The organism is Pseudothioclava nitratireducens, assembly GCF_029210495.1.
Lineage (GTDB): Bacteria > Pseudomonadota > Alphaproteobacteria > Rhodobacterales > Rhodobacteraceae > Pseudothioclava > Pseudothioclava nitratireducens.
In genome coordinates, this window is record NZ_JARGDK010000003.1 from 168,356 (window position 1) to 192,592 (window position 24,237).

26 protein-coding genes and 1 tRNA gene are annotated in these 24,237 nt (G+C 65.2%); 12 read left to right on the forward strand and 15 right to left on the reverse strand.

The features are described from left to right. Positions 1 to 12: 12 nt before the first annotated feature. The 7 genes from P0X85_RS04825 (at position 13) to dxs (ending at position 7,239) form a co-directional block, all read left to right on the forward strand. On the forward strand, positions 13 to 1,374 hold the full coding sequence (locus P0X85_RS04825; protein ID WP_275809320.1) for an MFS transporter: 1,362 nt from the start codon (positions 13 to 15) through the stop codon (positions 1,372 to 1,374). Next, positions 1,371 to 2,267, forward strand: coding sequence for a penicillin-insensitive murein endopeptidase (gene mepA / locus P0X85_RS04830; protein ID WP_275809323.1), 897 nt, complete (start codon positions 1,371 to 1,373; stop codon positions 2,265 to 2,267). The genes P0X85_RS04825 and mepA overlap by 4 nt, the downstream gene beginning before the upstream one ends. Then, positions 2,240 to 3,166, forward strand: coding sequence for an esterase-like activity of phytase family protein (locus tag P0X85_RS04835; protein ID WP_275809326.1), 927 nt, complete (start codon positions 2,240 to 2,242; stop codon positions 3,164 to 3,166). Before mepA ends, P0X85_RS04835 begins: the two co-directional genes overlap by 28 nt. Before the next feature lie 95 nt (positions 3,167 to 3,261). Beyond that, complete coding sequence (locus tag P0X85_RS04840) at positions 3,262 to 3,882, forward strand: queuosine precursor transporter (protein WP_275809329.1); 621 nt, start codon at positions 3,262 to 3,264, stop codon at positions 3,880 to 3,882. 309 nt (positions 3,883 to 4,191) lie between these two features. Next, entirely contained in the window at positions 4,192 to 4,434 is a 243-nt protein-coding gene (locus P0X85_RS04845) for an exodeoxyribonuclease VII small subunit (protein ID WP_275809332.1), read from the forward strand. Beyond that, on the forward strand, positions 4,434 to 5,300 hold the full coding sequence (locus P0X85_RS04850) for a polyprenyl synthetase family protein (protein WP_275809335.1): 867 nt from the start codon (positions 4,434 to 4,436) through the stop codon (positions 5,298 to 5,300). Before P0X85_RS04845 ends, P0X85_RS04850 begins: the two co-directional genes overlap by 1 nt. A gap of 28 nt (positions 5,301 to 5,328) precedes the next feature. Further along, positions 5,329 to 7,239, forward strand: a complete 1,911-nt coding sequence (gene dxs, locus P0X85_RS04855; protein ID WP_275809338.1) for a 1-deoxy-D-xylulose-5-phosphate synthase — start codon at positions 5,329 to 5,331, stop codon at positions 7,237 to 7,239. Here the strand turns inward: dxs and P0X85_RS04860 are convergent. The 6 genes from P0X85_RS04860 to mbfA form a co-directional block, all read right to left on the reverse strand. Further along, on the reverse strand, positions 7,236 to 8,150 hold the full coding sequence (locus P0X85_RS04860) for an ornithine cyclodeaminase family protein (protein WP_275809341.1): 915 nt from the start codon (positions 8,148 to 8,150) through the stop codon (positions 7,236 to 7,238). The two genes, dxs and P0X85_RS04860, sit on opposite strands and share 4 nt — an antisense overlap. Further along, the gene (locus P0X85_RS04865; RefSeq protein WP_275809343.1) at positions 8,147 to 8,764 is read right to left on the reverse strand and encodes an HAD family hydrolase; all 618 of its coding nucleotides are present in this window, start codon (positions 8,762 to 8,764) and stop codon (positions 8,147 to 8,149) included. Before P0X85_RS04865 ends, P0X85_RS04860 begins: the two co-directional genes overlap by 4 nt. After that, the gene (locus P0X85_RS04870) at positions 8,757 to 9,215 is read right to left on the reverse strand and encodes a YaiI/YqxD family protein (RefSeq protein ID WP_275809347.1); all 459 of its coding nucleotides are present in this window, start codon (positions 9,213 to 9,215) and stop codon (positions 8,757 to 8,759) included. The genes P0X85_RS04865 and P0X85_RS04870 overlap by 8 nt, the downstream gene beginning before the upstream one ends. Beyond that, the gene (gene fghA, locus P0X85_RS04875; RefSeq protein WP_275809350.1) at positions 9,212 to 10,042 is read right to left on the reverse strand and encodes an S-formylglutathione hydrolase; all 831 of its coding nucleotides are present in this window, start codon (positions 10,040 to 10,042) and stop codon (positions 9,212 to 9,214) included. Before fghA ends, P0X85_RS04870 begins: the two co-directional genes overlap by 4 nt. 10 nt (positions 10,043 to 10,052) lie before the next feature. Further along, positions 10,053 to 10,970, reverse strand: a complete 918-nt coding sequence (locus P0X85_RS04880; RefSeq protein WP_275809353.1) for an AEC family transporter — start codon at positions 10,968 to 10,970, stop codon at positions 10,053 to 10,055. Between the two features lie 101 nt (positions 10,971 to 11,071). Continuing rightward, positions 11,072 to 12,049: an iron exporter MbfA gene (mbfA, locus tag P0X85_RS04885; RefSeq protein WP_275809356.1), complete on the reverse strand. Its 978-nt coding sequence runs from the start codon at positions 12,047 to 12,049 to the stop codon at positions 11,072 to 11,074. Between the two features lie 152 nt (positions 12,050 to 12,201). Between mbfA and P0X85_RS04890 the strand changes: the two genes are divergently transcribed. After that, complete coding sequence (locus P0X85_RS04890) at positions 12,202 to 12,363, forward strand: hypothetical protein (RefSeq protein ID WP_275809359.1); 162 nt, start codon at positions 12,202 to 12,204, stop codon at positions 12,361 to 12,363. On the opposite strand, the gene trhO is transcribed toward P0X85_RS04890, so the two are convergent. Then, the gene (gene trhO, locus P0X85_RS04895) at positions 12,360 to 13,265 is read right to left on the reverse strand and encodes an oxygen-dependent tRNA uridine(34) hydroxylase TrhO (protein WP_275809362.1); all 906 of its coding nucleotides are present in this window, start codon (positions 13,263 to 13,265) and stop codon (positions 12,360 to 12,362) included. The two genes, P0X85_RS04890 and trhO, sit on opposite strands and share 4 nt — an antisense overlap. 97 nt (positions 13,266 to 13,362) lie before the next feature. Between trhO and pncA the strand changes: the two genes are divergently transcribed. Continuing rightward, a complete protein-coding gene (gene pncA / locus P0X85_RS04900; RefSeq protein WP_275809365.1) occupies positions 13,363 to 13,968 on the forward strand; it encodes a bifunctional nicotinamidase/pyrazinamidase in 606 nt (201 codons plus the stop codon). 19 nt (positions 13,969 to 13,987) lie between these two features. Beyond that, complete coding sequence (gene pncB / locus P0X85_RS04905) at positions 13,988 to 15,295, forward strand: nicotinate phosphoribosyltransferase (protein WP_275809802.1); 1,308 nt, start codon at positions 13,988 to 13,990, stop codon at positions 15,293 to 15,295. A gap of 2 nt (positions 15,296 to 15,297) precedes the next feature. Here pncB and P0X85_RS04910 read toward each other — a convergent pair whose 3' ends face one another. The 7 genes from P0X85_RS04910 to dapF all read right to left on the reverse strand — a co-directional run bounded on the left by P0X85_RS04910 (position 15,298) and on the right by dapF (position 22,198). Then, positions 15,298 to 16,779, reverse strand: coding sequence for an inorganic phosphate transporter (locus P0X85_RS04910; protein ID WP_275809369.1), 1,482 nt, complete (start codon positions 16,777 to 16,779; stop codon positions 15,298 to 15,300). Between the two features lie 81 nt (positions 16,780 to 16,860). Next, on the reverse strand, positions 16,861 to 17,304 hold the full coding sequence (locus P0X85_RS04915; protein WP_275809372.1) for an NUDIX hydrolase: 444 nt from the start codon (positions 17,302 to 17,304) through the stop codon (positions 16,861 to 16,863). Further along, on the reverse strand, positions 17,301 to 18,278 hold the full coding sequence (locus P0X85_RS04920; RefSeq protein ID WP_275809375.1) for a phosphotransferase enzyme family protein: 978 nt from the start codon (positions 18,276 to 18,278) through the stop codon (positions 17,301 to 17,303). The genes P0X85_RS04915 and P0X85_RS04920 overlap by 4 nt, the downstream gene beginning before the upstream one ends. Further along, positions 18,271 to 19,539, reverse strand: coding sequence for an aspartate aminotransferase family protein (locus P0X85_RS04925; protein WP_275809804.1), 1,269 nt, complete (start codon positions 19,537 to 19,539; stop codon positions 18,271 to 18,273). Before P0X85_RS04925 ends, P0X85_RS04920 begins: the two co-directional genes overlap by 8 nt. Then, a complete protein-coding gene (gene arfB / locus P0X85_RS04930; protein ID WP_275809378.1) occupies positions 19,532 to 19,954 on the reverse strand; it encodes an alternative ribosome rescue aminoacyl-tRNA hydrolase ArfB in 423 nt (140 codons plus the stop codon). Before arfB ends, P0X85_RS04925 begins: the two co-directional genes overlap by 8 nt. 145 nt (positions 19,955 to 20,099) lie before the next feature. After that, positions 20,100 to 21,362, reverse strand: coding sequence for a tRNA (N(6)-L-threonylcarbamoyladenosine(37)-C(2))-methylthiotransferase MtaB (gene mtaB / locus P0X85_RS04935; RefSeq protein ID WP_275809381.1), 1,263 nt, complete (start codon positions 21,360 to 21,362; stop codon positions 20,100 to 20,102). After that, complete coding sequence (gene dapF, locus P0X85_RS04940) at positions 21,359 to 22,198, reverse strand: diaminopimelate epimerase (protein WP_275809807.1); 840 nt, start codon at positions 22,196 to 22,198, stop codon at positions 21,359 to 21,361. Before dapF ends, mtaB begins: the two co-directional genes overlap by 4 nt. A 104-nt stretch (positions 22,199 to 22,302) precedes the next feature. Between dapF and P0X85_RS04945 the strand changes: the two genes are divergently transcribed. Further along, a tRNA-Lys gene (locus P0X85_RS04945) sits at positions 22,303 to 22,378 on the forward strand. Positions 22,379 to 22,443: 65 nt separating this feature from the next. On the opposite strand, the gene P0X85_RS04950 is transcribed toward P0X85_RS04945, so the two are convergent. Next, the gene (locus P0X85_RS04950; protein ID WP_275809383.1) at positions 22,444 to 23,772 is read right to left on the reverse strand and encodes a FliI/YscN family ATPase; all 1,329 of its coding nucleotides are present in this window, start codon (positions 23,770 to 23,772) and stop codon (positions 22,444 to 22,446) included. A gap of 81 nt (positions 23,773 to 23,853) precedes the next feature. Here P0X85_RS04950 and P0X85_RS04955 point away from each other — a divergent pair, with 81 nt between their 5' ends. Then, the gene (locus tag P0X85_RS04955; protein WP_275809386.1) at positions 23,854 to 24,237 is read left to right on the forward strand and encodes a FlgB family protein; all 384 of its coding nucleotides are present in this window, start codon (positions 23,854 to 23,856) and stop codon (positions 24,235 to 24,237) included.

Below are 24,237 nucleotides of genomic sequence, written 5' to 3' on the forward strand. Positions count from 1 at the left end.
GGGGAGGCGGGCATGATCACAACGCGCAAACGCATCTGGGGCTGGTTCTTCTTCGACTGGGCGAGCCAACCCTACAATACGCTGATCATCACCTTCATCTTCGCCCCCTTCATGAAAGACCTGCTCGGCGACGGCACGGCGGCACAGACCGTCTGGGGTTATGGCGTGGGGTTTGCGGGCATCATCATCGCGCTGTCCTCCCCCTTCCTTGGCGCGATCGCGGACCGCTCGGGGCGGCGTATCCCGTTCATCTGGATCTTCTCGGCGATGTATGTGATCGGCGCGGCGGGGCTGTGGTATGCGGCACCGGGCAGCTTCAGCCTCACCTTCGTGATGACCTCCTTCATCATCGGCCTGATCGGGATGGAATTCGCCACCACCTTCACCAACGCGATGCTGCCCGACCTCGCGCCGCGCTCCGAGATCGGCAAGGTCTCGGGGTCGGGCTGGGCCTTCGGCTATCTCGGCGGGATGCTGTTGCTGATCGTCATGCTGGCGCTGTTCCAGATCAACCCCGACACCGGCAGGACGCTCGTCGGTCTGCCCCCGCTCTTTGGCCTCGACCTCGCCGCGCGCGAGGATACCCGCATCGTCGGCCCGCTCACCGCCCTCTGGTATGCGGTCTTCATGATCCCGTTCTTCCTCTGGGTGCGCGAGCCCCATCACGCGGGCGCCATCCCGATCCGTCAGGCCGCCCGTGGCGCTTGGCCCGAGTTGAAATCGACGCTGAAAACCCTGCCCGGCCAGCGCAGCCTGTTCTCCTACCTGCTCTCCTCGATGTTTTACCGCGACGCGCTGAACGGCATCTACACCTTCGGCGGCATCTACGCGGCGGGGGTGCTCGGCTGGTCGATCATCCAGATCGGCATATTCGGCATCCTCGGCACCATCACGGGCGCGATTTTCGCATGGCTCGGCGGCAAGGCCGATGACCGCTTTGGCCCGAAACCCGTCATCATCGCCACCGTGCTTCTGCTGACCGCCGTCGTCGTGGGCGTCGTCTTCATCTCACGCACATCGGTCTTCGGCATCGCCACCGGCCCCGACAGTGCGCTGCCCGACATCGCCTTCTACGTCATGGGCGGCCTGATCGGCGCGGGCGGCGGCGTGCTGCAATCGGCGAGCCGCACGATGATGGTGCGTCAGGCCGACCCCGCCAAGATCACCGAGCATTTCGGCCTCTACGCGCTGTCGGGCAAGGCCACCGCCTTCATCGCACCGCTCAGTATCGGCGCGATGACCCAACTGACCCAAAGCCAATCCGCAGGGATCACGCCGATCATCGTCCTTTTCCTCATCGGCCTGATCCTGCTAGGCTTCGTCAAAGCCAATGGTGACCACCGCCCCACCCCGGAAGGAGGAACCGCCCCGTGATCCGCACCCTCGCCACGACCCTCGCCCTGTCCCTTTCCCTGACGCTCCCGGCCTCCGCCGAACAGCTCGCCCGCCACCTCTTCGGTGCGGCCAAGACCGCCTCCGCGCAAGAGGCGCAACCGATCGGCTTTTACTCCAAGGGCTGTGCCGCCGGCATGGTACAACTCCCCGAGACCGGCCCGACATGGCAGGCCATGCGCCTCTCACGCAACCGCAACTGGGGCCAGCCCGAGATGATCGCCTTCCTCCAGGACCTCTCGCGCAAGGCCGCCGCCCTGCCCGGCTGGAGCGGGCTCTATATCGGTGACATCAGCCAGCCGCGCGGCGGCCCGATGTCGTCTGGCCATGCGAGCCACCAGATCGGCCTCGACGCCGATATCTGGATGCTGCCGCCCCGCCGCCTGAACCTCAGCCGGGGCGAGCGCGAAAAGCTCAGCTCGATCTCCGTCCGCAGCGAGGACCAGCGCCGCGTCAATGGCAACTGGACCCCGCAGCATATGGAATTGCTGAAGATGGCGGCCTCCGATCCGCGCGTGGACCGCGTTTTCGTCACCGCGCCCGCCAAGATCGAGATGTGCCGCACGGCGCCCCGCGGCGACCGCAAATGGCTGCAAAAGATCCGCCCGATCTACGGCCACAACTACCACTTCCACGTCCGCCTGAAATGCCCCCCCGGCGCGCGCTTCTGCGAGACGCAAAAGCCCACCGTCGCCTCGCTGTCGAAGGGCGGGGACGGCTGCGACGAGACCCTGAACTGGTGGGTGACCGACTATCTCAACCCGCCCCCGGCAACCAAGAAAAAGAAACCGAGCGGCCCGCCCAAGCGCACCGCCAAGACCTACACGATGTCGGACCTGCCCAAGCAATGCCAAAGCGTTCTCGCATCGCGCTGATCGGGGGGCTGATCGGCGCGGCATTCGGGTTCGGACTGGTGTCCACCGGCGCGCAGGATACCCCGCGCGCCGAATTCATCTCGAGCACCGAATGGGACGCCCCAGAGCGTGACGACGCGCTCTTTGGCGGCTTTTCGGGGCTGGAAACGGATGAGACCGGCACCCGGTTCACCGCGCTTTCCGACCGCGCAACCATCTGGCAGGGCCGCTTCACGCGCGATGCCGAGGGCCGCATCGCCAGCATCGAAACCCTGGACGAGCCCTTCCCGCTCCATGACCGCGACGGCGTGCGCCTGACCCGCTTTACCGCCGATTCCGAGGGCCTCGCCATCGCGCCGGACGGTCAACTCTTCGTCAGCTTCGAGGGCCTCCACCGCGTCGCCCGCTACGACCTCTCCCGCCTCCCCTCGGACCCGCTGCCGCGCCCCGACGCCTTCGACGCGCTTCAGGCCAATTCCTCCCTCGAAGCGCTGGCCGTCGACGAGAGCGGCACGCTCTACACGCTGCCCGAACGCTCCGGCCTCCTGAACCGCCCCTTTCCGGTGTTTCGCTACCGGAACGGCACATGGGACCAACCCTTCTCGATCCCCCGCGATGGCGACTGGCTTCCGGTTGGCGCGGATTTCGGCCCGGACGGGCGGTTCTATCTCCTCGAACGCGACTTCTGGGGCCTGCTCGGCTTTCTCACCCGTGTCCGCGTCTTCACCGTCGAAGGCGACCGCCTCGGCGGCGGCGAGGTGCTTCTGGAAACCCGCGCGGGCCGCCACGACAATCTCGAAGGTCTCGCGGTCTGGCGCGACAGCCAGGGCGCGATCCGGCTGACCATGGTCTCGGACGACAATTTCCGCCTCCTGCAACGCACCGAATTCGTCGAATACCGCCTGCGCGACGGCGAATAAGCGTTGACTCAAGACCCCCCGCGGGCGTAAGGCCCGCGCTGCCCGCGATCCGCGCGGGCCATGTCCCCGCTACCATGTAAAAACGGTGAAACATCATGACCCGCTTTCTTCCTGGCATCCTTGCCATGGCCATCATCGTTGTGGCCTCGAATATCCTCGTGCAGTTCCTGCTCGGTGACTGGCTCACCTGGGGGGCCTTCACCTATCCCTTCGCCTTCCTCGTCACCGACGTGATGAACCGCGTCTATGGCGTGGCCGCCGCGCGCCGCGTGGTGATCGCTGGCTTCGTCGTCGGCGTGATCTGCTCGCTGATCGGCTCTCAGATCGTGGGCGAGTTCGGCCCGCTCGTCACGCTGCGCATCGCGATCGGCTCCGGCCTTGCCTTCCTGACCGCGCAGATGATGGACGTGGCGATCTTCGACCGCCTGCGCGCCGGCATCTGGTGGAAGGCCCCGCTCGTCTCGACGCTGGTCGGCTCCTCGCTCGACACGCTGATCTTCTTCTCGGTCGCTTTCGCGGCGCAATTCGCCTTCCTCGAACCGGCCAATGACGTGTCCTGGGCGAACGAGGCCGTGCCGCTTCTGGGCCTTGGTCCGATGGCGCCTTTGTGGGTGTCTCTGGGCGTCGCGGACTGGCTTGTGAAGCTTGCTCTTTCCTTGGTCGCGCTGCTGCCTTTTCGGGCAATTGTCACGAAACTATCGCCAAAGGTTGCGTGAAAGTTTTTGACAAACACAAAATATGTGGCAGCCTGTGGATAACGGCAGCGCAATGAAAGGAGGTGGTCCAGTGTCTAGAGTGATATTGGAGAGAGGTTTTGGGACAGTCAGGGGGGCCGGGGTCTGAGGGCAATCCCACAGGCAAAAGAGCTCTGACTGGGCCGGCTGGATCGACCAGACCCTAACCGGACCATCTCCGTAGATCTCGGGGGCCGCTTGTCTGACAAGCGGCCCTTTCTATTGCGTGAAACACTGGACCTCTTCGGCGTTTGGTGGCATCGACAATCTGGCAATGCGAAGGAGGCAGCGATGAGCGACACCGATATTTCCGCCATGAGCTTCGAGCAGGCGATGAAAGAGCTTGAGGGCGTCGTCGGTCAGCTTGAACGCGGCGAAGTGCCGCTCGATCAATCCATCGCACTTTACGAACGCGGCGCCGCGCTCAAGGCGCATTGCGCGAAACTTCTCAAGGCCGCCGAGGAGCGCGTCGAAAAGATCACGCTTGGCCAGGATGGCCAGCCCACCGGCAGCACGCCCGTCGAAGGTCTCTGATGTTCGAAACCCGCCTGCAAGAGGTTCAGGACGCGGTGCAGATCGCGCTCGACACGGCGATTGCGCGCCTGCCCGACGGCCCGCTCCGCGATGCGATCGGCTATGCCGCACAGGGCGGCAAACGCCTGCGCGCCTTCCTCGTGCTCGAAAGCGCCGCCCTTTTCGGCATCCCCCAAGCCGCAGCCATGCCCGCCGCTGCCGCGGTCGAGGCGCTCCATGCCTATTCGCTCGTCCATGACGACATGCCCTGCATGGATGATGACGACCTGCGCCGGGGCCAGCCCACGGTTCATGTGAAATGGGACGAGGCGACCGCCGTTCTGGCCGGCGATGCACTTCAGACGCTGGCATTTGAACTCTGCTGCGACCCCGCTCTCGGGCCTGCGGAGCGCCGGATCGCGCTGGTCGCGGCACTGGCCCGCGCCTCTGGCGCCGAAGGCATGGTCTATGGCCAAGCACTCGACATCGCCGCCGAGACCGCCGCGCAACCCCTGACGCTCGACGAAATCATCCGCCTGCAAGCGGGCAAGACCGGCGCGCTGATCGGGTTTGCCTGCGAGGCGGGCGCGATCCTTGCCGGGGCCGACCGTGCGCCGCTGGCCGCCTACGCCAGGGCCATCGGTCTTGCCTTTCAGATCGCCGACGACATCTTGGATGTAGAAGGCTCCGAAGAGGCCGCCGGCAAGCGCGTCGGCAAGGACGCCGAGGCGGGCAAGGCGACCTTCGTCTCGCTTCTCGGTCTTGACGGCGCCAAGCAACGCGCCGCCGATCTGGTGGCCGAAGCCGATCGCGCCCTTGAACCCTATGGGACAAAGGCGCAAAACTTGCGGGATGCCGCGCATTTCGTTATTGCGCGCAAGAATTGACACAGCACGCGCGCGCCCCGGAGGGCCGATGACCGAGACCCCGACCACCCCGATCCTCGACCGCGTCCGGCTCCCCTCGGATATGAAGGGCCTGACCGACCGCGAGCTGAAACGCCTCGCCGACGAGCTGCGCGCCGAAACCATCTCGGCCGTCTCCGTCACGGGCGGACATCTCGGCGCGGGTCTGGGCGTGGTGGAACTCACCGTGGCGCTCCATGCCGTGTTCGACGCGCCCCGCGACAAGATCATCTGGGACGTGGGCCACCAATGCTACCCGCACAAGATCCTCACCGGACGCCGCGACCGCATCCGCACGCTGCGCGCAGGCGGCGGGCTTTCGGGTTTCACCAAACGTTCCGAAAGCCCCTATGACCCGTTCGGCGCGGGCCACAGCTCGACCTCGATCTCGGCGGCGGTGGGCTTTGCCATGGCGCGCGAACTCGGCGCGGAAACCGGCGACGCCATCGCGGTGATCGGGGATGGCGCCATGTCCGGCGGCATGGCCTTCGAGGCGCTCAACCACGGCGGCCATCTCGGCAAACGCGTCTTCGTCGTGCTCAATGACAACGAAATGTCCATCGCGCCCCCGGTCGGCGCGCTGTCGAGCTACCTCACCCGGCTTTATGCCGAAGGCCCGGTCCAGGACCTCAAGGCCGCCGCCAAGGGCGCGCTTGGCCTCTTGCCCGAACCCTTCCAGGAGGGCGCCCGCCGCGCCAAGGAAATGCTCAAGGGCATGGCGATGGGCGGCACCTTGTTCGAGGAACTCGGCTTCACCTATGTCGGCCCGGTCGATGGCCATGACCTCGACCAACTGCTGCCGCTCCTGCGGATGCTCAAGGACCGCGCCAAGGGCCCGGTCCTGATCCACGCGCTCACCCGCAAGGGCAAGGGCTACGCCCCCGCCGAGAGCCGCCCCGATGGCGGCCACGCCACCGCGCGCTTCAACGTCTCGACCGGCGAGCAGCAAAAGGCGACCTCGAACGCGCCGAGCTACACCAAGGTCTTCGCCGAAAGCCTCGTGGCCGAGGCCGAGTGCGACGAAAAGATCGTCGCCGTCACCGCCGCGATGCCGGATGGCACCGGGCTGAACCTCTTTGCCGACCGCTTCCCGCGCCGCTGCTTCGACGTGGGCATCGCCGAGCAACACGCGGTGACCTTCTCCGCCGGGCTCGCCGCCGCAGGCATGAAACCCTTCTGCGCGATCTACTCGACCTTCCTGCAACGCGGTTACGACCAGATCGTCCACGATGTCGCGATTCAGCGCCTGCCCGTCCGCTTCGCCATCGACCGCGCAGGTCTGGTCGGCGCGGATGGCGCGACCCACGCGGGCAGCTACGATATCGCCTTCCTCGCGAACCTGCCCGGCATGGTCGTGATGGCCGCCGCCGACGAGGCCGAACTCGTCCACATGGTCGCCACCGCCGCCGTGCATGACGATGGCCCCATCGCCTTCCGCTACCCGCGCGGCGACGGCATGGGCGTCGATATGCCCCAGAAGGGTCAACCGCTCGAAATCGGCAGGGGCCGCATCCTGGCCGAAGGCGCACGCGTGGCGATCCTCAGCTTCGGCACCCGCCTCGCCGAAGTCCTCAAAGCGCGCGAGTCTCTCTCCGCCCGCGGCATCGCCCCCACCGTCGCGGATGCCCGCTTCGCCAAGCCGCTCGATACCGACCTGATCCTGCGCCTCGTCGCGGATCACGAGGCGCTGATCTGCATCGAAGAGGGCGCGGTTGGCGGCTTTGGCAGCCATGTCGCGCAATTCCTCGCCGAACAGGGCGTCTTCGACCGGGGCTACAAGTTCCGCTCGATGGTGCTGCCTGACACCTTCATCGACCACAACTCGCCCGAGAAAATGTATGCGGCCGCCGCCATGAACGCCGCCGATATCGAGGCGAAAGTGCTCGAAACGCTGGGTGTCGCGCTCGCCAAACGGGCCTAACGCATCCGCCAACTTTGCAAGATGTATTGCGCGGTCATCAGGTCGAGATGCGCGCCGCCCCCATTCTTCGAGATGGTAATCTCGTCGGCACTCTGGCGCGCGAACAGCCCCGCCGCGATATCGTAGTAATCCGCCACGATATCCTCGGGCGTGATGACCCCCGCCGCGATCGGGCGCTTGAACTCGCCGATATGGGCAATCGTCGTCGCGCGCGCATCGCAAAACAGCCGCGCCCGTTTCAGCGCCACGTCATCCACCTCGCGCATGTCGGGGCGATAGGCCCCGATCAGGTCGAGATGCGTGCCCGGCGCGATCCACTCGCCGCGCAGATAAGGCTCGGTCGCCATCGTCGTGGTGGCGATGATTTCGGCCCCCGCGACCGCCTCGGCCAGATCGCCCGCGACCCGCGCGCCGACCTTGGTGGCCAGCGCCTCGGCCCGGTCCGGGCTGCGGTTCCAGATCGTGATCTGCGCGCCCGGAAAGCCCGCGCGATAGGCCGCGCACATCGCCTCGGCGACATTGCCCGCGCCGCAGATCAGCACCCGCCGCGCCTCGGGTCGCGCCAGCCTGCGCGCCGCCACCAGACTATCGCCCGCCGTCTTCCACTTGGTCACCAGATGGAAATCGACGATGGCCTCCAACTGCCCGGTGCGGTCGTCCATCAGGTTCACCGCGCCGTTCACATTCGGCAGCCCCTCGGCGGCATTGCCCGGATTGACCGTGACCACCTTCACCGCCTGCCCCAGCCCGTCGATCCAGGCCGAGCGCGTCAGCAGCGTATCGGCGCCTCGATAGAGGAAACTGTCGGCGATCTCGGCGCGCGGCAGGCGATGCCCTGCCTCCAGCGCCTCGCTCAGCGTGATCCAATCCAGAAGCGCCTCGGCCTCCGGCCCGATGATCTCGATGCTCATATCGCCTCCTGCTCGGTCAAAAGCCCCTCATCCACCAGCCGGTTCGCCCAGCCGTCCGGCCCGGTGAACAGATGCGTCTTCCAGCCGCGCAGATGCGCCGCGCCGATATTGTCCGCCCGGTCATCGGTGAACAGCAACTCCGCCCCCGAGAACCCGCAGTCCTCCTCGACCATCTCGTAAATCCGCCCCTCGGGTTTGATGACGCCCATATGGCCCGAGATATAGGCCCGGTCGAACTCGGTCAGGAACGGGTAGAAGCCGGTCGCATAATCGAAGCTGCCGATCCCGAAATTGGTCAGCGCATAGACCGGCACACCCCGCGCCTGAAGCGCCTTCATCAGCCGCACCGAGTGCGGGATCGCGGGCCTCGCCATCTCGATCCAGTCGTCATGCCAGCGCCGGATCGCATCGCGCCAGCGCGGGTAGCGCTCGGCCCAGTCATAGATGGTGCCGCGAAAATCGCCGCCCCGATCCACCACGTCATTCATCCCGTGCAGATCGACCTCGGCGAACATCGCCTCGCGCTCGGCCACCGGCATCACCGTGTCGTAATAGCGCTCGGGTTGCCACTCGATCAGCACATTGCCGATGTCGAAGATCACCGCCTTAACCATTCTCCGCCTCCCGTGCCGCCGCCCGCGCCACCCGGTCCAGCGCATCGAGGAACCGCGAGCGGTCCGCCTTGGAGAACGGCCGCCCACCACCCTGCCGGAACGGATCGGCCGAGCGCAGATCCGCCATGAGATCCCGCGTCGCCAGCACATTGCCGATATTGGCGGGCGTCAGCGCCTCGCCGTCATGCTTGAGAACGCGCGCGCCCGCCTCGACGCATTTGGCCGCCAGCGGAATATCCGCCGTCACCACGACATCGCCGCGGCCTGCGCGCTCGGCGATCCATTTGTCGGCCTCGTCGGGGCCGTCGGGGACATAGACCATCTCGACCAGCGGATTGGCCGAGGGACGCAGCCCCCCATTCGACACGATCACCAGCCGCACGCCCAGCCGGGTCGCCACCCGCTCGGCCTCGGTTTTCACGGGGCAGGCATCCGCGTCGAGATAGATCACGCCCAGAGCGCCTCTGCGTGGAAGGCGATATGATCGGGGATGAAGCTCTGGACGAAGTAATAGCTGTGGTCATAGCCCGGCTGCATCCGGAAGGTGCCGGGCTGACGCCGCGCCGCCATCGCCCCCGCCAGCGCCTCGGGGCGCAGCAGATCAAGGAACTGGTCGCTCGCACCTTGGTCGATCAGCACCTCGCCCTCGAACCCTTGCGCGGCCATCAAGAGGCTCGCATCATGCGCGGCCCATGCCTCGCTTTCGGTGCCCAGATAGGCCGCCAATTGCTTGCGGCCCCAATCGGATTGCGTCGGATTGGCAATCGGCGCAAAGGCCGAGACCGACCGGAACCGCCCCGGCAGGCGCATCGCCAGCGTCAGCGCCCCGTGCCCGCCCATCGAGTGCCCGGTGATCGACTGGCGCTCTTCGTCCACGGCGAAATTCGCGGTCACGATGCGCGGCAGTTCGTCCGCGATATAGGACCACATACGGTAATGCGGCGCCCAGGGCGCCTCGGTGGCGTCCACGTAGAACCCGGCGCCTTGCCCCAGATCATCGGCCTCGTCATCGGCCACATCCGCGCCGCGCGGCGAGGTGTCAGGAAAGACCAGCGCGATGCCATGCTCGGCCGCCCAAGCCTGCGCTCCCGCCTTGGTCATCGCGTTCTCATGCGTGCAGGTCAGCCCCGAGAGATACCACAGCACCGGCACCGCCATGTCCTCGGCTTCCTCGGGCAGAAACAGCCCGAAGGTCATCTCGCAGCCGGTCGCCTCGGAAGCATGGGCATAGACACCCTGAACCCCGCCAAAACAACGATTCTCGGAAATGGTGCGCATAGGTTTCTCCTTATCCGGTGACCCAGGCGATCACCGCCGGAATGGTCAGAATACTGATCGCCGTCGAAATCAGGATCGCGGCGGAGACACGTTGCGGGGCAACGTTGTAATGGCTCGCAAGGATATAGACATTGCCCGCCACAGGCAAAGCGGCCGCCGCGATCATCACGCCCGCCGCGAAGGGCTCGACATCAAAGATCATCAGCGCGGCCACCGCAATCGCCACCGGATGCAGCACCAGCTTGGCAAAGGACAACCACGCCGCCGGACCGATCCGCTCGGCATTCTTATCCGCCAGCGAAGCACCGATGGCGAACAGCGCGCCGGGCGTCGCAGCCGCCCCAAGAATCGAAACGAATTCCTGCAACGGCCCCGGCATCGGGATGTGCAGCCCGGCCCAAAGCAACCCCGCCACCATCGACACGATCATCGGGTTCTTGAGCAACCCCTTCACGAGCGGCACAAGGCTCACCCGGCCATGCCGCGCCCCCGTAATGAGCAAGGTGATCAGCGAGGAAAACACGATCAGGTCGATGGCGAGCACCATCAGCACCGGCCCCACGGCCTGCGCCCCGAGCAGCACGACCAGCATCGGCACGCCCAGAAAACCCGTGTTCCCGGTCATGCCGGTATGTGCCTCCATCGCCGCGCTCGACAGGTCCAGCCCGCGTGCCTTGGCCACCGCAAAGCCGATCACCCAGACCAGCGCCGAACCCAGCAGATAGGCGAGGAAGAAATCGAGATCGAACAGCTCTTCCAGCGGCAGTGTTGCGGTAAAGCGAAACAGCATCGCCGAGAGCGCGAAGTAAAAGACGAATTTCGTCAGCCACGCCGTCGCCTCGGCGGGGAAAAACCGGATCCGCCCGGCGAACCAGCCAAGCCCGATCAGGCCGAAGAAGGGAAGCGTCTTGAGGAAAATCTCGAGCATGGCCAATCGCTAGCACGCGACGCGCGCGCCTGCCAGAGCGCGCATGCGTCCGGCGTGCGGATGCCTCCGGCGGGCGTATTTCGGGTTTGACGAACGCGGGATCAGCCGCCCCCGATCAGCGCCCCCGCCGCAAAGACCAGCGCGCCGCCCAGAACCACCTGCAACGCGGCGCGGACGAAGGGGGTCTCCATATATTTGTTCTGAATCCACGCAATTGCCCACAGTTCGACAAAGACGACGATCATCGCAATCGTGGTCGCGGTCCAGAATTCGGGGATCAGATAGGGCAGCGCGTGCCCCATGCCGCCCAGCGTCGTCATCACCCCCGAGGCCAGCCCGCGCTTCCACGGGCTACCCCGCCCCGACAGCACGCCGTCATCATGCGCAGCCTCGGTAAAGCCCATCGAGATGCCCGCACCGACCGACGCGGCGGTGCCCACAAGGAAGGTCGTCCAGGTGTCCTGCGTCGCAAAAGCGGTCGCAAAGATCGGCGCCAGCGTCGAGACCGAGCCGTCCATCAGCCCCGCCAGACCGGGCTGCACCCAGGTCAGGATGAATTGCCGATGCGCCGCGCGGTCTTCTTCGGATTTCGCCTCGTCGGTGAGATGCGTGTCGGCCAGTTCCTCGGCCCGCTTCTCATGCCCCATCTCCGCCGCCGCCAGATCGCCCAAAAGCTTGCGGGTCGCGGCGTCCGAACTGTGCTGCGCGGCCAGTTTGTAGAACTTGCCCGCCTCGCGCTCCATCGCTTCTGCCTCGCCGCGGATCGTCTCGAGCGACAGGTTCTGGGCAAGCCAGACGGGCTTGCGCGCATAAAACCCCGAGACATGCTCACGCCGGATCAGCGGGATCACCTCGCCAAAGCGTTCGCGGTGACGCTCGATCAACTGGCGCCGGTGGCCATCCTCTTCGGCGGCCATGCCCTCGAAAATCTGCGCGGAGGCCGGATAGTCCGCGCGCAGGCGTTCGGCATAGTTGCGGTAGATCTGCGCATCGTCCTCCTCGGAGGAAATCGCAAGCGCCAGCACCTCCTGCTCGGAGAGATCGGCAAAGCGGCGGCGCGTGGCGAGTCCGGGGATCATGGCAGGCTCCTTTTAGAATGATTCTAATATACTGAGGCTTGCAGGCGGCGCAATCCAGATATGTGAACTGATCGGTTCATTTTCTGTTGCCAAACTGAACGACTCGGTTCATATACGTAACTGAACCAACCAGTTCAGTTGTGGAGAACACCATGAAACGCATTGCTCTGAGCCTCGCACTCGTCATCACGACCGCCACCTCGGCCATGGCCGGGGGCGTCAGCTTCGATCTTCCGCGAATGGATTTCGGCGGGCAAGGTGGGGAAGTGACGCAAGGCTGCAATAGCCTCACGCAGACCTGCGCAGACGATTAAGCCGCGCCCAGATGCCGCTCGCCGCGTTTCTCGGCGAGCCGCACCTGGCGCTCGCGTTCGCGGAATCGCGCGCGATCCTCTTCGCAGTATTCGCCGATGCAGTGATGGCACGAGACACCCTCTTCGTAATCCGGGTGGCTCTTGTCGGCGGGTGAGATGGGCCGGCGACACGCGTGACAGCTGTCGTAATTCCCCTTCTTCAGTCCATGGCGCAGGCTCACCCGCCCATCGAACACGAAGCAGTCGCCATGCCAGAGGCTGTCTTCCTCGGGCACCTCTTCGAGATATTTCAGGATCCCGCCCTTGAGGTGGAACACGTCCTCAACCCCTTCGGACAGAAGAAAATTCGTCGATTTCTCGCAGCGGATACCGCCGGTGCAGAACATCGCCACGCGCTTGTTGTGGAACCGGTGCGCGTTGTCGCGCCACCATTGTGGGAACTCGCGGAAGCTCTTGGTCTGCGGGTCAATCGCGCCCTCGAAGGTCCCGATCTCGATTTCGTAATCGTTGCGCGTGTCGATCACCACGACATCGGGCGCCGAGATCAGCGCATTCCACTCAGTCGCCTCGACATAATGGCCGACGCGCGCCTTGGGATCGACATCCGGCACGCCCATCGTCACGATCTCGGTCTTGAGCCGCACCTTCATCCGGCCAAACGGCATCTCGGCCGCATCGCTTTCCTTCCACTCCAGATCGGCGCAACCGGGCAGCCCGCGGATATGCGCGAGCACCGCGTCGATACCGGCGCGCGGCCCCGCGATGGTGCCGTTGATCCCCTCGCGGGCGATCAGCAAAGAGCCTTTGACCCCGACGCTCTCGGCCAGCGCCCGCAAGGGCGCGCGCAACGCATCGGGATCGGGGAAGCGGGTGAAGTGGTAGAGTGCAGCAACGATAAACATGGATTTTCCATACGCCCGACTCACGTGGCACCGCAAGGGCGCGATTGACCTGCCCGCGCCCGCGCCCTACCCATTGGGAATAGCGAAAGGGGGCCCCATGACCCGGAACGGCGCACTGATCGTCATCGACATGCAAAACGACTTCTGCCCCGGCGGCAAGCTGGCGGTCGCGGGCGGGGACGAGGTGATCCCCCGCATCAACGCGCTCATGCAGGAATTCCCGGTCGTGGTGCTGACGCAGGACTGGCACCCGCCGAACCACGCCTCCTTTGCCTCGAACCACGACGGCGCCGCCCCCTTCAGCGTCATCGAAATGCCCTACGGACCCCAGACCCTCTGGCCCGACCATTGCATCTGGGGCACCGAGGGCGCGCGCCTGCACCCGGACCTGCACACCGACCCCGCCGACCTCATCATCCGCAAGGGCTTCCGCGCCGGGATCGACAGCTACTCGGCCTTCTTCGAAAACGACAAGACCACCCGCACCGGGCTCGACGGCTACCTGCGCGACCGGGGCGTGACCGAGCTGACCTTCGTCGGCCTCGCGCTCGATTTTTGCGTGGCATGGTCCGCGCTCGACGCCGCCAGACTGGGCTTCACCACCCGCGTCCTCGAAGGCGCCTGCCGCGCCATCGACCTCGACGGCTCGCTGCACAATGCCCGTCAGGCGATGATCGCCGCGGGCGTCACGCTCGAAGACTGATATGAGCTGGAGCCCCGAGATGGTCGATATCGCCACCCGCGTCTATAACCACAAATGGCAGATCGACCCGATTGTCCGGTCGCTGATCGACACCGATTTCTACAAGCTCCTGATGTGCCAGTCGGTGTTCCGCAACAAGCGCGACACCCAAGTCACCTTCAGCCTCATCAACCGCACCAAATCCATCCGCCTCGCCGAACTGATCGACGAGGGCGAGCTGCGCGAACAGCTCGACTATGCGCGCGGGCTGCGGCTCACACGCGGCGAAAGCACATGGCTGCGCGGCAACACATTCTATGGCAAACGCCAGATGTTCCGCTCCGATTTCATGGAGTGGTTCGAAAACTTCCAGCTTCCGCCCTACCATCTCGAAAAACGCGACGGGCAATATGAACTCACCTTCGAGGGTGCGTGGCCCGAGGTGATGCTCTGGGAAATCCCCGCGCTTGCGATCCTCATGGAACTGCGCTCGCGCGCGGTGCTCAAGACCATGGGCCGGTTCGAACTTCAGGTCCTCTATGCCCGCGCCATGACCCGCGTCTGGGAGAAAATTCAGGCACTGCGCGAGGTCGAGGGCCTGCGCATCGCCGATTTCGGCACCCGCCGCCGCCACTCCTTCCTCTGGCAGGATTGGTGTGTGCAGGCGATGCTCGAAGGCTTGGGCGACACTGCGCAAGGCGGCGCGTTCACCGGCACCTCGAACTGCCTCATCGCCATGCGCCGCGACATCGAAGCCATCGGCACCAACGCGCATGAACTGCCGATGGTCTATGCCGCGCTCGCGGAAACCGACGCGGAGCTTCGGCAGGCCCCCTACAAGGTGCTCGCCGATTGGCACGAAGAGCACGACGGCAATCTGCGCATCATCCTGCCCGACACCTACGGCACCAAGGGCTTCCTCGAACACGCGCCCGACTGGCTTGCGGGCTGGACCGGCATCCGCATCGACTCGGGCGACCCGGCGGCGGGGGCGGAAACCGCCATCAACTGGTGGAAATCCCGTGGCGAGGACCCGCGCGATAAACTGGTGATCTTTTCAGACGGTCTCGATGTTGCGAAAATCCGTGAGCTCCACGCGCAATTCGCGGGCCGGGTCAAAGTCAGCTTCGGCTGGGGCACGCTGCTGACCAACGATTTCCGGGGCTTCGTGCCGAATGACGGGCTCGCGCCCTTCAGCCTCGTGTGCAAGGCCGTCGCTGCCAATGGCCGCCCGACCGTCAAACTCTCGGACAACCCGCAAAAGGCGATGGGCCCGGCCGAGGAAATCGCCCGCTACAAACGTGTCTTCGACATCGGCGCGCAGCAGACGATGGACGTGATAGTCTAGGCTCAGCCCGCGACGGCGTTCAGGATCAGGTAAAGCACTGCCGCCAGCGCCGCCGAGGCGGGCACCGTGATGACCCAAGCCGCCGCCACCGTAAGCATGTGCGAGCGGCGCACCAGCAGGCGGCGCTTGCGTTCCTCGGGCGGCACGACCTTACCCTTTTGCAGGCCAAGCTGACGCGCACGCCGTTCCGCATGCCATTCCCGATAGAAGCCCACGCCAAAGATACCGCCCACCGCGATATGCGTGGACGACACCGGCAGACCCAGCCACGACGCCACGATCACCGTGATCGCCGCCGAGAGCGCGACACAATAGGCGCGCATCGGGTTCAGCTTGGTGATCTGCGAGCCGACCATGCGGATCAGCTTCGGTCCGAACAGGAGCAGACCCACCGAAATACCCACCGCGCCCGTCAGCATCACCCAAAGCGGGATGTTCACCTTCTCGGCAATGTCGCCCGCCTCGATCGTGTGGACGATGGCCGCCAGCGGCCCGACCGCGTTGGCCACGTCATTCGCGCCATGCGCAAAAGACAACAGCGCCGCCGACACCACCAGCGGCATCGAGAACAGCGCCTTGAGCGACTTCTTGCGGTTCTCCATGCCTTCCGACTGTTTGCGGATCATCGGCACAGAGACCGCCCATGCCGCGACGCCCACCACGATGCCGATGATGACCGCATGCAGCATCGAAATCTTGATGAGTTGCTTGAGCCCCTTCAGTGCAAGATAGGCAGCAAAGGCCCCCGCCATGATCCCGATCAGGATCGGCACCCATTTGCGGGCCGCCGCGATCTTGTCATCGACATAGATGATCTTGGTCTTGATGAGCGCAAGGAAGGCCGCCGCGATCACGCCCCCTAAGACGGGCGAGATCACCCAGCTTGCAGCGATGGTGCCAAGCCCGGCCCAATCGACCGCGCCAAAACCCGCCGCGACGATCCCCGCACCGACGACACCGCCCACGATGGAATGCGTGGTCGAGACCGGCGCACCCAGCCATGTCGCAAGGTTCAGCCACAGCGCCGCCGCCAGCAGCGCCGACATCATCGCCCAGACGAAATGCGCCGCATCCGAGACCGCGCTCGGGTCGATGATCCCCTTGGCCACGGTCTTGACCACGTCGCCGCCCGCGATCAGCGCACCTGCCGTCTCGAAAATCGCCGCGATGATCAGCGCGCCGCCCAGCGTCAGCGCATTCGCCCCCACCGCCGGACCCATGTTGTTGGCCACATCGTTCGCGCCGATATTGAGCGCCATATAGGCCCCGATCACCGCCGCCGCGACAACGATGAAATTGACCGGATAGCTCCCCATCAGCAGCGTCGCCGCGATCCCCGCGAGCACGATGAAGGCCAGCGCGATCCCCGGTGCGATCAGCGGACGAGAGACGAACATCGTCGCCTCTTCCAGCCGGCCAATGCGCTTGAGATCCTTGTCGAGGGTCTTCCACTGGTTCACGGGTTTCTTCGGAGCTGCGGCCACTGTCACGATCCTGTCATCAGGCTGTTACGTTTCGCCCTGCGCCCTAAAGCGTTTTAGCCTTTGAAACAACCGTGGAATCGGTCACAGGCCCAGCAAAATCGCCTTCAGCCCCGGCTCGTCCACCCGTTCGGCCGCTTCCGCCGGGGAAAACCACTTGCGGCGGCGCTGACCTGCCTCCGGGTAAGCCTCGGCAAGGCTCTCCGTCTTGAGCCGATAGACCAGCACCTCGACCCGGATCGCACCGCCCTGATCCAGCCCCTTGTCGTAGTGATAGCTCCCGCAGGGATCGGGCGCGACCTTGCCCTTGATCCCGGCCTCTTCCCACGCCTCCTGCCGCGCCGCCCCCGCCAGCGAGCGCCCGCGCATCGGCCAGCCCTTGGGGATGATCCAGCGCCCGGTGCCCCGCGACGAAATCAAAAGCACCTGCACCGCCCCATCGCGTTTGCGCAGACACAGCGCACCCACCTGAAGATAGGCCGGTCGCCGCCCCAGCAGCCCCGATACGATCTCGCCAAATGCGCTCATGCGATGGGCCGCTCCCAAGGCGCGCGCCCCTCTTGCAGCGCCCGCGCCATCACAAGCGCCCGCTCCGCATATCCCCGCAGGCGCGGATCATCCGCCCCGCCCCGGCTGATGATCCAGCCCGCCGAGGCAAACGCCCGAAGCGCCACGAAAACCGGCAGGAGCGCCGCCTGATCCTCGGGCAGGTCGCGCCCTCCGCGATAGCCCGCCAGCAACCCCTCGACGAAATCGGGCAGCAGCGGATCGCCAATCCCCTGAATGATGCACGACGCCAGATCGTAAAGCCGATAGCCCGGCCCGCAATCGTCGAAATCAATGAGTGACAGCCCCGCAGGCCCACGCAGCACATTCTCGCGCAGGATATCGGCATGGATCGGCCCGTAATCCACGGCCCCCGCGATCCGCTCCCGCGCCATCTCGCGCGCCGCCAAGAGCGCATCCCGCTCCTCGCCGCTCAGGCTCGGATTCTCCCAGAACCGCCCCCAGCGTGGGCGCGCCCCCAAAAGACCTTCCGCATCCCACGGCTTGCGCGCGAACCCCGCCATATCCAGACCGTCGGTCACACCATGCAGCCGCGCCACCAAGGCCCCCAGCGCCTCCGCCTCGGCGCGCACCGCACCCGCATCCGGGCCCAGCGCCTCATCGCCCGCCCCAATCGGCGCACCATCGAGCCAAACGACACAGGACACGACCGAGCGATCCACCATAGCCGTCAATCGCCCGTTGCGCGCCGCTACCGGCGCGGGCGCGGGAAACCCCGCCTCGGCCAAAGCCGCGCACCAGCGCAGCTCTACCTCCACCGCCGCCCGACTCTGATAGCCCGGACGATGCAGCCGCAACGCCACATGCGCGCCCCCCTCCAGACGCGCTTCGAAAACCACATTCTCCCGGTTCTTGATCAGCCGGGGCGGCCCTGCGGCCTTGCCCCAATAGACCAGCGCCGCCTGCGCCATCGCCTCGGCCCGCGCGTCATGCATCTTCGGGGGTCTCCTTCAATACCTCGGCCAGCACCTCGGCCAGCATGTCCACATGCGCCCGCCCAAATGGCATCGGCGGCCGCATCTTGAGGATATGCTGCGCCCGCCCCACGCGTCCAAGCAGGATACCACGGTCCTTCATCCGTTCCGTGACAGTCTCGCAAAAACTGCTCGCCGGCACACCGTCACGCGCGAACTCTATCCCGAAGAACAGCCCGACGCCGCGCACATCCGCGATCAACGGATGCGAGAGACCGCGCAACTGTTCCAGCGCATAGGCGCCCACGTCATGCGCATTCGCAACCAGCCCCTCCTCCTCGATCACCTCGATCACCGCCAAGGCCGCCGCACAGGAGACCGGGTTGCCGCCATAGGTGTTGAAGTAACCGAATGCCTCGCGGAAGGCGCGCATCACATCCGGGCGCGCCACCACCGCCGCCACCGGATGCCCGTTCCCCATCGGCTTGCCAAGCGTCACCACATCGGGCGCGAACCCAAGGTAATCATGCCCCCACCACGCAGCCCCCACCCGGCCAAAGCCCGGCTGCACCTCGTCGCACAGGATCAGCCCGCCCGCCCGGCGCACCACATCCACCGTCGGATCGAGGAACCCCGGCGCAACCCCCGGCATCCCCTCATTGGCGAAGATCGGGCAAACCATCAGCCCTGCAAAGCCATGCCCCGCATCCTCCAACTCCTCAATGGCGCGGGCCACATGGACGGCAAAGGCCTCGGGCTGCGCGGGCAAACTCCCGCCCAGCGGCTCAAGGCTGTCCGGCGCGGGCACCCGGCGCACATGATCGGGCCACCCCCCGATCGGCGGACGCCGCGTCGAAAGATGCGACACCGCCGTGGTATTGCCGTGATAGGTGTTGTCCGTGGCGATGAACCCGGTCTTGCCGGTCACCGCCTGCGCCATCCGCAGCGCCACGTCATTCGCCTCCGACCCGGTGCAGACCACGATCATCTGCTCCAGATCATGGCCGAACTTCTCGATCAGCCGCTCGCCATAGGTCAGGATGCCCTCATGCAGATAGCGGGTATGGGTGTTCAGGATCGCGGCCTGCTCGGCAATCGCCTCGACCACCTTGGGATGGCAATGCCCGACATGGGCCACGTTGTTGTAGCAATCCAGATAGCGCCGCCCGTCCGCATCCCAAAGCCAGACATCCGCCCCGCGCACGATATGCACGGGCGTCTTGTAGAAGGTCGGCACGTTCGGCCCCAAAAGCGCCGCGCGCCGCGCCAGCATGTCAGTCATCATCGCTCACCCTCCCCCGCAGCGCCTTGACCGCACCGCGTTCCGACTTGGCCTTGAGCCGCCGCCGCTGACTGCCGAGGGTCGGCTTCGTCGCAATCCGCCGTTTTGGCGCGACCAGCGCCTTGCGGATCAACTCGGCCAACCGCTCGCGCGCGATCTCGCGGTTGCGCGCCTGAGAGCGGGTCTCCTCGCAGCGGATCAGCACCGCGCCATCCTGCGTCCAGCGACTCCCCGCCAGCCGCTTTAGCCGGGTCTTCACCGGACCCGGCAAATGCGGCGAGCGCTCCGCCTCAAAGCGCAGCTCCACCGCCGTCGAGACCTTGTTCACGTTCTGCCCGCCCGGCCCCTGCGCACGGGTAAAGCTCTCGCTCAGCTCCCAGTCGGCAATCGCCAGCGTGTCGTTGATCCTCAGCATGACCGGAGCCTAGCGCGCCCGGCGGAAAGTGAAAGGGCGAAGCGAGGGACCAAGGCGCGGATTCGACCCGCGCCGGGCCGGAAAGCGATCTGGCGCAAAGCTGGCGGAAAGCTGGCTGAAAACCAGCTTTCGGTTTTGGGGAGTCTTACAGCGGCTGGCCCAGAAGCCGCGTGCCGTCATGACCAGTGATACGAACCCGCATCAGGCTGCCTTCCGGCTGATCCGTATCGAAAGAAACTTCCGTGAAATACTCGGTCCGGCCCAGTCGTGGCCCCTCGGTCAGGATCAACCGCTCGGCCCCGATTTCCGCCTGCAAATGCCGCTCCAGCGCCTCTTGCCCGGCAGCCCGAAGCCGCGCCGCGCGCGCCTTGATATCGGGCCCCTGAACCCGCGGCATCCGCGCCGCCGGCGTCCCCTTGCGGGCCGAAAACGGGAAGACATGCAGGAAGGTCAGCCCACATTCTTCAACCAATTTCAAGGAGTTGGCGAACATCTCCTCGGTCTCGGTCGGAAAGCCCGCGATGATATCCGCCCCAAACACGATCCCCGGCCGCAACCGCCGCGCCTCTTCGCAGAATCGGATCGCATCATCCCGCAGATGGCGCCGCTTCATCCGCTTGAGGATCATGTCGTCGCCGTGCTGAAGGCTCAGGTGCAGATGCGGCATCAGGCGCGGCTCGCTGGCAATCGCCAGCATCAGGTTCTCATCCGCCTCGATACTGTCGATCGAGGAAATCCGCAGCCGTGGCAGGTCCGGCACCAGCCGCAGGATCCGCATCACCAGATCCCCAAGCCGTGGTGTGCCGGGCAGGTCCGCACCCCAAGATGTAAGGTCCACCCCCGTCAGCACGACCTCGTTGAAGCCCCGCTCGACCAGCCGTTTGATCTGTTCGACGACGACACCCGCTGGCACCGAACGCGAGTTCCCCCGGCCATAAGGAATGATGCAAAACGTGCAGCGATGGTCGCACCCGTTCTGCACCTGCACATAGGCGCGGTGGCGCCCGAACCCGTCGATCAGATGCCCTGCGGTCTCCTTCACCGACATGATGTCGTCGACCTGAACCTTCTCGGTCTCCCCGATCAGGTCCGGCGCCGCGATCCCCTGCCAGGTCTCGGCCTGCATCTTCTCGTGGTTGCCAATAACCCGCGTCACTTCTTCCATCGCAGCGAAGGTCTCGGGCTCGGTCTGGGCTGCGCAGCCGGTCACGATGATGGCGGCATCCGGGTTTTCGCGCCGCAGCTTGCGGATCTCTTGCTTGGCCTTGCGGACCGCCTCGGCGGTCACGGCACAAGTGTTTACGATCACAGCATTTTCAAGGCCCGCCTGCGCGGAAAGCTCTTTCATCGCCTCGGTCTCATAGGCGTTGAGTCGGCATCCCAGCGTCGCAAAAACAGGCGGTTTCATAGCGCGGCCAGAAACGTGTCCGAGAGCACGCCCTCGAAAACCATCATCGTGGGACCGGTCATCCAGACCCCATCGTCGCGCCAGTCGATTTCCAGTTGCCCGCCATCCACATCGACCAGAACCTTGCGCCCGGTCAGCCCGCGCAGATGCGCCGCAACCGCCGTCGCACAGGTCCCCGACCCGCATGCAAGCGTAATCCCCGTGCCGCGCTCCCAAACCCGCATCCGCAGGTGGTCCGGCCCCATGAGCGAGGCGAATTCGACATTGGTTCGCTCTGGGAACAGAGAGTCATGCTCGATCTTGGGCCCGATGGACTCGACCGGAATCGTCTCGGCATTCTCGACGAAGAACACGCAATGCGGATTGCCCATGCCAACCGCGACCGGATCGCCCTCGATCGGCAGGTGCTCCACCGACACCTCACGCGCCAGCGGCACCGATTGCCAGTCGAGAATCGGCGCGCCCATGTTGACGCTCACCAGCCCATCCGCCCGCCGCACCGCCGAAAGCCGCCCACGCGTCGTGATGAGTGACACCGCATCCTTGCCGAGTTGCGTCATCATCCAGTCCGACACACAGCGCGTCGCATTCCCGCAAGCGCCTGCCCGCGTGCCGTCCGAATTCCAGAAATCCAAAGTGAAATCAGCGCCTTCAGCCGGTTTGATCACTGCGAGCTGATCGAAACCAACCCCACGATGCCGATCACCAAGGGCCCGCGCCAAGGCAGGTGTCACCGGATCGCTGCCCGTCCGGGCGTCGATCACGACGAAGTCGTTGCCCAGCCCGTGCATCTTCATGAATGCAAGACCGGTCCCGTTATGCGCGCGCTGTTCCATGGCGGGCATATACGCCCGCCCATAGGTTTTTTCCAGTGGCACGATTTTTCCCGATTTTCTCTATTGACCCCCCCGCCCGGGCTTTATAGAGAGGCGCCCACAGTGGGCCGTTAGCTCAGTTGGTAGAGCAACTGACTTTTAATCAGTGGGTCGCAGGTTCGAATCCTGCACGGCTCACCACTTGCCAAAAATGCCGATCAGAAAACCCGTCCGGGGTCCGTTCATCGTTTGTGTGCGTACAACGATTACGCGGGATGCGCTTCTGCGAGCAGGTCGAACAAGTCAGCGAAGCTCGACGCGGTATCATTGGCCTCGCTTTCTCCGATATACTGATCCAGTCGCGGCCAGACGCGGATCGCCGCGTCAATCAATGGATCGGAACCCGTGACATAAAGTCCCGCCTGGATCATCATCTCCGAGCGCTCATACGCGCCGAGATACTTGCGCGCTTGCGCGATCATCGCATTTTCAGCCGACGAGGCCGCCGCAGGCAATGACCGAGAGACCGATCTGAGCAAATCAACCGCCGGGAAACGTCCGCGTTCTGCAATGGATCGGTCAAGCACGACATGCCCGTCCAGCACCCCACGTAAAATATCGGCTACAGGCTCATCCATATCCGACCCGGCCACCAGAACCGAAAAGACGGCCGTGATATCGCCACTGCCTTCACGCCCCGGTCCCGCCCGCTCCGCCAAAGACATCACCTGATGCGAGAGCGAGGGCGGAAAGCCACGCAGGCTTGCCGGCTCGCCCCCCGCAACGGCAACCTCACGATGCGCCTCGGCAAAGCGAGTGATGCTATCGGCCAGAAACAGGACATGCTGCCCCCGATCCCGGAAATGCTCCGCCACCGCCATTGCGGCCCAGGCACAGCGACGCCGCACCAGCGGAGACTGATCCGAGGTCGCCGCAACAACCACCGCACGCGCCATCCCCTCGGGGCCCAGAACCGACTCCACGAATTCACGCAACTCGCGCCCACGTTCGCCGATCAGCGCGATAACGACCACGTCCGCCGCCACGCCAGTTGCGAATTTTGCCAGCAATGAGGACTTGCCAACCCCGGACCCGGCAAACAGCCCGATCCGTTGACCGCGCACCAACGGCAGCAGCGTATTGAATGCCTTGAGGCCGGTTTCCAACCGCGCCCCGAGGCGTCCCCGCTCCGCCGCAGGCGGCGGATCATTGCGCAACGGGCGCTCTGTCTCGCCCCGTTCAAGAGGACGACCGTCCAGAGGCCGGCCGAACGGGTCGACCACCCGACCGATCCAACTGTCGCTCGGCGCGATTCCAGTCTGCCCCAGCAGTTCAACGCGATCCCCGATGGCTACACCCTCCGCAGAGCGATCCGGCAGGATCATGACTCTGCCCGCCTGCAAGGCAAGCACCTCTCCGCCGAGCACAGCGCCTTGATCAAAGTAAACCGTCACGCGATCCCCAAGGGCCGCCACCCCCGACAAGCCGGAAACGGTGATCGTCCCGCCCCCGACCGCAACCACGCGCCCGACCGGTCGCACAAGCCCAAAGGACGAAATTTCCGCCCGCAACATCTCAAAATCAGCGAGTGCCATTCTGGCCTCCATGTGTTCTCGAAACGTTTTCTAAATGATTCTCTCTTAAGCCTTGATTGATAGCTCGGAGGAGAAACCCCGATGTTCGAGAAAATTGATGTATTTCAGATGGCGCGGGCGATGGCCTCGCATGCTGCGTTCCGACAAAACGCCATCAACCAAAACATCGCGAATGCCGACACACCCGGCTATGCCGCGCGGGATGTGGAATCGTTTTCGGAAACCTATGGCAGCGGCGATGCCCCGGCGCTTCGCGCGACTCGTTCGGGGCATATTGGCGCCGATCTGACCACCCGCGCCGAAATGACTGTTCGACTGAACGCGGGCACCGCTTCACCAGATGGCAACAATGTCTCGATCGAAGATGAAATGGTCAAAGCGGTCGAGGTGAAACGCCAGCACGATCTGGCGCTTAGCATCTACAAATCCTCCCTGAACATCATGCGCGCAAGTCTCGGGAGGTAA

Coding starts and splice junctions, on each gene's coding strand:
- P0X85_RS04825 (WP_275809320.1), top strand. CDS start 13: ATGATCACAACGCGCAAACGCATCTGGGGCTGGTTCTTCTTCGACTGG.
- P0X85_RS04835 (WP_275809326.1), top strand. CDS start 2,240: ATGCCAAAGCGTTCTCGCATCGCGCTGATCGGGGGGCTGATCGGCGCG.
- P0X85_RS04840 (WP_275809329.1), top strand. CDS start 3,262: ATGACCCGCTTTCTTCCTGGCATCCTTGCCATGGCCATCATCGTTGTG.
- P0X85_RS04845 (WP_275809332.1), top strand. CDS start 4,192: ATGAGCGACACCGATATTTCCGCCATGAGCTTCGAGCAGGCGATGAAA.
- P0X85_RS04850 (WP_275809335.1), top strand. CDS start 4,434: ATGTTCGAAACCCGCCTGCAAGAGGTTCAGGACGCGGTGCAGATCGCG.
- dxs (WP_275809338.1), top strand. CDS start 5,329: ATGACCGAGACCCCGACCACCCCGATCCTCGACCGCGTCCGGCTCCCC.
- P0X85_RS04860 (WP_275809341.1), bottom strand. CDS start 8,150: ATGAGCATCGAGATCATCGGGCCGGAGGCCGAGGCGCTTCTGGATTGG.
- P0X85_RS04865 (WP_275809343.1), bottom strand. CDS start 8,764: ATGGTTAAGGCGGTGATCTTCGACATCGGCAATGTGCTGATCGAGTGG.
- fghA (WP_275809350.1), bottom strand. CDS start 10,042: ATGCGCACCATTTCCGAGAATCGTTGTTTTGGCGGGGTTCAGGGTGTC.
- P0X85_RS04880 (WP_275809353.1), bottom strand. CDS start 10,970: ATGCTCGAGATTTTCCTCAAGACGCTTCCCTTCTTCGGCCTGATCGGG.
- mbfA (WP_275809356.1), bottom strand. CDS start 12,049: ATGATCCCCGGACTCGCCACGCGCCGCCGCTTTGCCGATCTCTCCGAG.
- P0X85_RS04890 (WP_275809359.1), top strand. CDS start 12,202: ATGAAACGCATTGCTCTGAGCCTCGCACTCGTCATCACGACCGCCACC.
- trhO (WP_275809362.1), bottom strand. CDS start 13,265: ATGTTTATCGTTGCTGCACTCTACCACTTCACCCGCTTCCCCGATCCC.
- pncA (WP_275809365.1), top strand. CDS start 13,363: ATGACCCGGAACGGCGCACTGATCGTCATCGACATGCAAAACGACTTC.
- pncB (WP_275809802.1), top strand. CDS start 13,988: ATGGTCGATATCGCCACCCGCGTCTATAACCACAAATGGCAGATCGAC.
- P0X85_RS04915 (WP_275809372.1), bottom strand. CDS start 17,304: ATGAGCGCATTTGGCGAGATCGTATCGGGGCTGCTGGGGCGGCGACCG.
- P0X85_RS04920 (WP_275809375.1), bottom strand. CDS start 18,278: ATGCATGACGCGCGGGCCGAGGCGATGGCGCAGGCGGCGCTGGTCTAT.
- P0X85_RS04925 (WP_275809804.1), bottom strand. CDS start 19,539: ATGACTGACATGCTGGCGCGGCGCGCGGCGCTTTTGGGGCCGAACGTG.
- arfB (WP_275809378.1), bottom strand. CDS start 19,954: ATGCTGAGGATCAACGACACGCTGGCGATTGCCGACTGGGAGCTGAGC.
- mtaB (WP_275809381.1), bottom strand. CDS start 21,362: ATGAAACCGCCTGTTTTTGCGACGCTGGGATGCCGACTCAACGCCTAT.
- dapF (WP_275809807.1), bottom strand. CDS start 22,198: ATGGAACAGCGCGCGCATAACGGGACCGGTCTTGCATTCATGAAGATG.
- P0X85_RS04950 (WP_275809383.1), bottom strand. CDS start 23,772: ATGGCACTCGCTGATTTTGAGATGTTGCGGGCGGAAATTTCGTCCTTT.
- P0X85_RS04955 (WP_275809386.1), top strand. CDS start 23,854: ATGTTCGAGAAAATTGATGTATTTCAGATGGCGCGGGCGATGGCCTCG.